7 protein-coding genes are annotated in these 7747 nt (G+C 45.9%); 2 read left to right on the top strand and 5 right to left on the bottom strand.

Annotated features, from left to right (window positions below):
- Window positions 1-422: 422 nt before the first annotated feature.
- Entirely contained in the window at window positions 423-1838 is a 1416-nt protein-coding gene (locus AC06MN_RS03415; RefSeq protein ID WP_475670951.1) for an aldehyde dehydrogenase family protein, read from the top strand.
- An 82-nt stretch (window positions 1839-1920) separates the two neighbouring features.
- Complete coding sequence (locus tag AC06MN_RS03410; RefSeq protein WP_475670950.1) at window positions 1921-4314, top strand: endonuclease MutS2; 2394 nt, start codon at window positions 1921-1923, stop codon at window positions 4312-4314.
- Between the two features lie 222 nt (window positions 4315-4536).
- On the opposite strand, the gene AC06MN_RS03405 is transcribed toward AC06MN_RS03410, so the two are convergent.
- The 5 genes from AC06MN_RS03405 to AC06MN_RS03385 all read right to left on the bottom strand — a co-directional run bounded on the left by AC06MN_RS03405 (window position 4537) and on the right by AC06MN_RS03385 (window position 7336).
- A complete protein-coding gene (locus AC06MN_RS03405) occupies window positions 4537-5136 on the bottom strand; it encodes a transposase (RefSeq protein WP_475670949.1) in 600 nt (199 codons plus the stop codon).
- A 28-nt stretch (window positions 5137-5164) separates the two neighbouring features.
- Window positions 5165-5905, bottom strand: a complete 741-nt coding sequence (locus AC06MN_RS03400; RefSeq protein ID WP_475670948.1) for a hypothetical protein — start codon at window positions 5903-5905, stop codon at window positions 5165-5167.
- Window positions 5886-6464, bottom strand: coding sequence for a hypothetical protein (locus tag AC06MN_RS03395; protein WP_475670947.1), 579 nt, complete (start codon window positions 6462-6464; stop codon window positions 5886-5888). Before AC06MN_RS03395 ends, AC06MN_RS03400 begins: the two co-directional genes overlap by 20 nt.
- A gap of 106 nt (window positions 6465-6570) precedes the next feature.
- Window positions 6571-6783 carry an XRE family transcriptional regulator gene (locus tag AC06MN_RS03390; RefSeq protein ID WP_475670946.1) on the bottom strand — a complete coding sequence of 71 codons (213 nt, stop codon included), beginning with the start codon at window positions 6781-6783 and terminating at the stop codon, window positions 6571-6573.
- 322 nt (window positions 6784-7105) lie between these two features.
- The gene (locus AC06MN_RS03385) at window positions 7106-7336 is read right to left on the bottom strand and encodes a hypothetical protein (RefSeq protein ID WP_475670945.1); all 231 of its coding nucleotides are present in this window, start codon (window positions 7334-7336) and stop codon (window positions 7106-7108) included.
- Between the last annotated feature and the right edge of the window lie 411 nt (window positions 7337-7747).

Below are 7747 nucleotides of genomic sequence, written 5' to 3'. Positions count from 1 at the left end.
GCTCCGTTGCAGACAGACTTACCTCGTACTTCTGGATAGGCATAATCGTATCGTGTTGTATGTGACGCGGCAAAGATACGATTATTCTTTGTTTTATGCAATATTTAGATGTTACAAAGTACTAGGACAAAATGCTCGACGTGTCGAGAAATAAGACCTTGCGAAGGACCAAAAGCTCGACGTGTCGAGGAAATAGACCTTGCGAGGGACCAAAAGCTCGAAAAGTCGAATTTCGGTCCTGCCGATGGAGCAAAACAACTGAAAAATTGAAGAAACACGTCGGGCGCACGGCTTTTTTGAGATGTTTTATATTCGGAACAACAGCAAGGATTATTGCCATATTTTTGAAGATTTGTTCGCAAAAACAACATGAAGTAACCTAAAAACACTACTTTTGCCCACACGAACACCTTATTAATATAATGTATACCGAAACAGACATAAAAGACACAGTTGCCGCACAGAGACGGTTTTTCCGCACGGGCGCAACCCTCGATGTGGCGTGGCGCATCAAGCAACTGAAACGACTCAAAGCCGCCGTCATCGCCCACGAAGCCGAGTTTGAGCAGGCTTTGCATGAAGATTTGGGCCGCAGCAAAGTGGAAGCCTACCTTTGCGACATCGGGCCTATCATCGTGGAAATCAACGAGACCATACGCGGCTTGCGGCGTTGGGCACGCCCCGAGAGGCATTTCAGCGGCTTTATGTGTTTCCCAAGTCTCGTGACGAGAGTCTACAAAATGCCTTACGGCGTTTCGCTCATCATCAGCCCGTTCAACTTTCCCATGCTGCTCACCATAGGCGTGCTCACGGCAAGCATTGCAGGCGGCAACACGGCGGTCATCAAGGCGAGTTCCAAATCGAAGGCCAGCACTGCGTTTCTGAAAAGTTTCTTTGCCGAAGTCTTCCCCAAGGAATTAGTCACCTTGATTGACGGCGGTCACGAAATAGCCGACATGTGCCTTGCCCAGCGTTTCGACAAGATTTTCTACACCGGTTCTCCCGAAATCGGCAAACACATATTGGCCGAAGCCGCCAAAAACCTCACGCCCGTAGCCTTGGAATTGGGCGGCGAAACGGGCAACTGGTGCATCGTGCGCAAAGATGCCGATTTGAAAGATGCCGCGCGCAAAATCGCTTTCTTTAAAGTCTGCAATGCAGGACAAATCTGCATCAACATCAATCAGATAGCCGTTGCGGAAGAGGTTGCGGAACCATTCCTTGAGGAACTGAAAGCGGCTTTTGTGCAACAACTCGGCGCGCACCCCGAAACGAATGAGGAATACCCGAAACTCATCACCGAAGCGGCCTACGCCAAATGCGAAAGCCTTGCCCAGCAATACAAAGACCGCATCATTTTCGGCGGCACAGGCGACAAAAATTCAAGGCGTTTTGCCCCGACCATCCTCTACCCTATTGATATTAATGATGACATCGTACAGCACGAACTTTTCTGTCCTTTGCTGCCCATCGTCACCTACAAAGACAACGAAATCAACGACTTGATGGACACCATTGCCGGGCGCGAACATCCTTTGGCGATGTATGCCTTCACCAACGACATGAAATGGGCCAACCGCATAATGCGCACCCAGCAGTTTGGCGGCGGCTGCATCAACGAGGTCTGCGTCCACCTGATGGTGAAAGGCGTTCCCTTCAACGGCACGGGGCACTCCGGCATGGGCGCCTACCACGGCGAATGGGGCTTCCGCGAATTTACGCACCCGCAAACCGTCCTGACCGGCAAAACACATCTCAACCTACCGCTGCGCGAACATCCCTACGGCGGCAAAGCCGAAAACGCCAAACTGAAGATTTTGAGGAAGTTTGAGAAATAAATTGCTCAACATCGAGCAAACATTTTGGCCATTTTGAACACACAAAGCGCAATTTAGTAATTTTGCAGCATATTTTACTACCGTGATATATCCAAACAACTTCGAACAAAAGATAGGTTTCAACGGCATTCGCCAGATGCTTGCCGCCCACTGCATCAGCCAGATGGGGTTGGAACGAGCCGAAAGCGTGTCGTTCACCACAAATATCAACCTCATAACCAAGAGTTTAGAGCAGACTGAGGAATTCATCTCACTGCTCCAGCAAGGCGTGCCTTTCCCTATGCGCGACTTCCACGATTTGCGCGAAGCCTTCCACCGCATTCAGATTGAAGGCACTTGCCTCAGCATCGAAGACCTTTTCGCCCTGAAGCCTTCACTCAATGTATTAGAAGCCATCATGCGTTTCGGCAACTCCGAAAATGCCATGCAGTATCCGCGACTCAAAGCCTTGACTGACAATATTTTCATTGAGAAAAAAGTCTTCACCGAAGCCAACCGCTTGGTCGACGACAAAGGCGAAATCCCCGACAACGCATCACCTGAATTGCAGGAAATACGTCAAAGCGTGCGACGCAAGCAAGGCGGTATCGACCGCCGCATACGCCAAATCATGAGCGATGCGAAAACGGCCGGCTGGGTCGACCAGAAATCGGAAATCACCATTCGTGATGGACGCCTGGTCATTCCCGTCAAAGCCGCCGACAAAAGGGCTTTGCGCGGCTTCATCCACGATGAATCCGCCACAGGTCAGACCGTCTACATTGAGCCTGCTGAAATTTTCGATACATCCAACGAAATCAAGGAGTTGGAATATGCCGAAAAACGCGAAATCCACAAAATCCTGTTGGTTTTCACGGCTTTATTACGTCCCTATTTATCCGAATTGCGTAAAGCATGGAGCATGTTGGGTGAACTGGATTTCATCCGCGCCAAGGCTTTACTGGCACAGGAAATCGGCGGCGTGAAACCAGCCCTCCACGATGGGGCTTACTTCAACTGGATTCAGGCACGCCACCCGATTCTGGAACAAAAACTGAAAGCCCAAGGCAAAGACATCGTTCCGCTTGACTTAAAATTGGACGGAAAAGACAGGATTTTAGTCATTTCCGGTCCAAACGCAGGCGGCAAATCGGTCTGCCTGAAAACGACAGGACTTATCCAATACATGCTGCAATGCGGTCTCATGGTGCCTATGCGCATCGACTCGGAATGTGGTCTTTTTGAAAGTCTTTTCATCGACATCGGCGATGAGCAATCGCTTGAAAATGACTTGAGTACATACAGCTCCCACCTTCACAACATGAAGACCTTGCTGGAAAACGCTACTGCCAATTCGCTTTTCCTCATCGATGAATTCGGAACGGGAACGGAGCCGCAATTAGGCGGTGCCATTGCAGAGGCTATCTTATTGGAACTGAACAAGAAAGAAGTTTTCGGCATCGTCACCACGCACTATGCCAACCTGAAACTTTTGGCCGACAACCACGAAGGCATCATCAACGGTGCCATGCTGTTCGACACGAAATTCATGCAGCCGATGTACATCATGATGACGGGCAAACCCGGCAGTTCGTTCGCCTTTGAGATTGCAAAGAAAATCGGCTTCCCAAAATACATTCTGGAAAACGCCGCCACCATCACCGGCGACCAGCATCTCAAGTTTGAACAGCAACTGCAGCAGTTGGAAGTCGACAAGAAAGCCATCCGCAAAAAGGAACAAGACCTGAAAATCGCCGACCAGCTTTTGACCGAAGTCGTGACCAAATACAAAAACCTGCTTGCTGAATTGGAAAGCAAGAAAAAGCAATACATCCGCGATGCCGCAAAAGAGGCTAAGGAACTGATAGAGAGTGCCAACAGTAAGATTGAACGCACCATCAAGGAAATCAAGGAAGCGCAAGCCGAAAAGGAAAAGACCAAGGAACTGCGCAAGGAATTGCAGGAAACCAAGGAAGCCATTGTGAAGAAAGGCGAAGCCGCCGCTGAACCAAAGAGACCAAAACCCATCGACGACGGTCAACTGAAAGTGGGCGATACGGTTTGCATCGACGACATGCAAGTGATGGGCGAAATCATAGCCATCAGCGACACCGATGCCACCATCCTATTCGATTCCATCAAGTTGCGCACCAGCCCCGACAAACTGCGCAAGGTGAGCCGTGCCGAAGGCCGCAAGACCATGCGCAAATGGCAGGCTGGCATTGCCGATGACCTCAGCGAGAAAGCCGAGCATTTCGAACTCACCCTTGATGTGCGCGGCAAACGCGCCGAAGAAGCCTTGGACATCGTTGAAAAATATATCGACGAAGCCAAACTTCTCAGCATCAAGGAAGTGAGCATCCTGCACGGCAAAGGCAACGGCATTCTGCGCAAACTAATTCGCGAATACCTCAGCCATCAGCATGAGATTGAGAACTTCTGCGACGCCTCGCTTGAAACGGGCGGTGCAGGAATTACGAGGGTATATTTCAGGTAACAAAATATGGTGAGGGGTACAATTTGTACCCCCATGTTTTATTTTACGAAATCAGAACAGCTTTTTTAAAGAATGAATTTGTTGGCATGTAGAGACGCACGGCCGTGCATCTTTATGTTCCAAAAAATCCGTCCAAAAAACACGTTTTGTGACATATTGGTAAAACGCTGTTTGATAGCAAGTTGCAACCTTGTCATTTATTAGATGGAATAACAATAGCATTTATTTGCCTTCATCTTCCTCGTCAGGCCATTTTATCAGGTTGTCCTCGATATATTTCGCCGTGGCGTTCAATTCCTCCTGATTGCGGATGATGCGGTCGTGAAAACGGGTCTGCCACGCAAAGGGAATGTCATTTTCGTGGGCGAATTTGGAAATCCTTGCCTTTAGACCGCGTATAACCGCGCCTAAATTTTCGTGCAACATGGGATTCGCCCAGCCTGTAACCCCGCCCCTTGTAGAGACGCGATTCATCGCGTCTCCCTCAATATCAAATGTTTTTATTTGTTTGCGATTCATCACGTCTCCTTGAACAACCTCAACAACACTTGTTGCATTTCCTTGATTATCAATTGTTGTTTTGAAAATGTCACGAATCTCATTTTCTGTGTTTTTGTTTGGGTTAGAGACGCGATGAATCGCGTCTCTACGTGCTGGATTCGTAACGTTTTCCGTATTATTGATTGTATTTGAGACGCGATGAATCGCGTCTCTACAGCCAAGATACACAATGGCGTGAATATGGTCGGGCATGACGGTTTTATGAAAAAAGCATGACACCGCGCCTAAAAAAAAGAGAACGGCACTTGCGCCGTTCTCCATAGATTTCAGTTTTCAATATAAAAGCCGGTTATTTCCAGACTGTTCTTGTCTTTGTGACCTTGCCTGAGCCACCGCATTTAGAACAATTGCCATTGACGCAACTCGGACAATCCCTTGTAGTATTGGTATAATCATTATATGTTCCTCTTCCATAACAGTTTTGGCATTTCCCTGTTCCATAACAGACAGGACAATTATCCTGGTAAGTCTCCGTTACATATCCATGTTGCTGCGATGGAGATTCATTGCTTCCTTGGGTTCCGCTGTTTCCGTAATTACCACCACCATAATTTCCGCCGTTTCCGTAATTATTGCCTCCTCCATAATAGGGTTGAGCTGTGTTTCCTGAAGAACCATTCTTCCGAATCAAAGAGCAGGTCGTTTGACCGGATGGCGGCGTGGCACGTTTGTATATGTATTTATCATCATTTTCAAGCACAACATTCAGGACACTCTTGTCCGCATTGAAGATAAAAGTAGTGTTTGAACCCCAATAGCTTGAACCTTGATAAACGGTTTGCTGTGCGTTGCTGTAGCTTTTGTTGCGTTTTAAGGTCCCGTGATTAACTCCAACACCACTTTTTGTCGACTCAAAACATTTGTCGCTTAGGAATGTGATGAATTGGCCGCCTGTTACATTTTCTGACGACTTTCCTTTCTCGATTTTTCGGGTAAGTTTGTAGTATTGCACATTTTGAGCCAAAGCAAAATCCATGCAAAGCAAGGCCAACGCCATGAAGAAACCGCGCTTAATCATTGAGAAAGTCATAGTTTGCCGCTTTTGGAAGAAGATCTTCTTTGGGGACTCTCGTATAATCTTCTCTAGATTGGATTTCCCCATTATAGTCGTCCTTCTTTTCATACCAACTAATGAATGATGACTTGTCTTTTGAAAAAGCCACATACCAGTATCCCACAACTTCAGTACCATGAGCACCACAACCACTGACACTACCATCAGGCCATCTCTTACAATTAATGCAGTACATAGAAAAACGGGCTTTTTTTGATTCTCTCTTGTAAACCACCTTTGAGGATGTCGATTTTTGATAATCATATTCATACATAAAAGCATCATATCCATCTCTCCACACTTCGTTTTCGTAGAAATTTTCAGATTTTGAAAGGTTTTCTCTTACAGTTGAATGGCTTACAGACTTTAGCCAAACCTTAGAAGATTCGAATTTCACAACATAGTCGACGCTTGAACGGCCTGCTTTTGAATAAAAGCAATTTTCGCTGCTGTAAATCTGTGACCACGCACCTTTGGTAAAGCCTAACAATAGTAATGTCAAGGCAAGAATGATGTCTAATCTTTTCTTTTTCATTGTGTTTGAATTTTATTGGTAAACTGGTGGCAAAAATATACAACAATGCTCAGTCGTTTCACATTTCCCATTGCCCAAACTGGGCATAAAAAGCCGCCAAACCGGGCTATTGCAGCAAATCGGAATAATGCTGGAAAAAGTCGAAATCCAAAGCCTTGGAAATCAGCAGCAATTGTTGAGTGTCGATGACACGTTTCTGAAAAATCTTGCTTATCGTTCTGGGATTGCAGGCAATCTGTTCGGCGAGCCATTTGTTTGTGCGTCCCTGCCGCCTTAGCTCTGCCTTTATCAATTGTCCGATGTGTATTTCCTGACTCATAATCTTTTGTTTTTCTGAGCCTACACATCTTATTGGTGAAAAAAAAGCGTGAATTCTTTTGCTTATCATCGTAGAAGGCTCTGGTAAACCATTGGAACTAATAAGCACGGAAAATCCACGCAAAACGTGAACTCTCTCACACTTATTCTCGTTCCAAAATTTACCAGATTTTACTACGAGAGAATAAGAGCGTAAAGCTCAGTATGATTAATATTTTACTTTGTTTCTATATTTTATATTTTTGATTTATAATGATTTATTTGTTCAATTACAATATAATTCCAAATCTCCTTCATGCAGGGCTTCGATAGGGAAACATTTATCATCTGCGATACGGTGTTCTCATGTGTTCATGCTTCCAGCCTTCAATGACTTCGTCGTTTATGATGCCATCGTCCCACATCTTGTCTATTTCCTTTTGGGCTTTTTCGGCGAAATAATGCGCCAGCAATAGGCGGATGTCGTTCATCTCTTCCTGTGAATCCACCTTCGAGAGCAATTCAAGGATTTGCATCTGGTAAGGCGAAAGCACATTGTTCTCTATGTTTTCCATCGTCTGTATGTTCTAACCGCTGCAAAAATAACACTTATTTTCAAATCTCGCCACACAAAAAAAAATCCGCCTCACTTTCGCAAGGCGGAGTTTTTTGAAGTGCTTTCAAGATGCAATCACGTATCCGTGGACACCATACTTATAAATAAATCAGATAATGCAGATTGGTAATCAAATAGCTCACCATCGATGATGAACTCTCAGAAGCAACCAGATAATTGCAAATAGCAACGCTCTTCATCATCAGAATCCTCTGGTGACCACCAATGTGCTAGTATTTTGTAACACTTAAAAGTTCAATATAGGGTAGAGATGTTTCAGTTTGATTCGGGCATCGACAGTCTTAAACTGCCAATTGACGCTCTTTTGAGCGGCGTTCCTCTCGGTATTCCAAGAAGCAATCTCTTCATT

It is taken from the genome of Candidatus Limimorpha sp., assembly GCF_056203535.1.
Note: the sequence above shows the minus strand (reverse complement) of the source record. Positions and strands in the feature narration are given on the sequence as shown.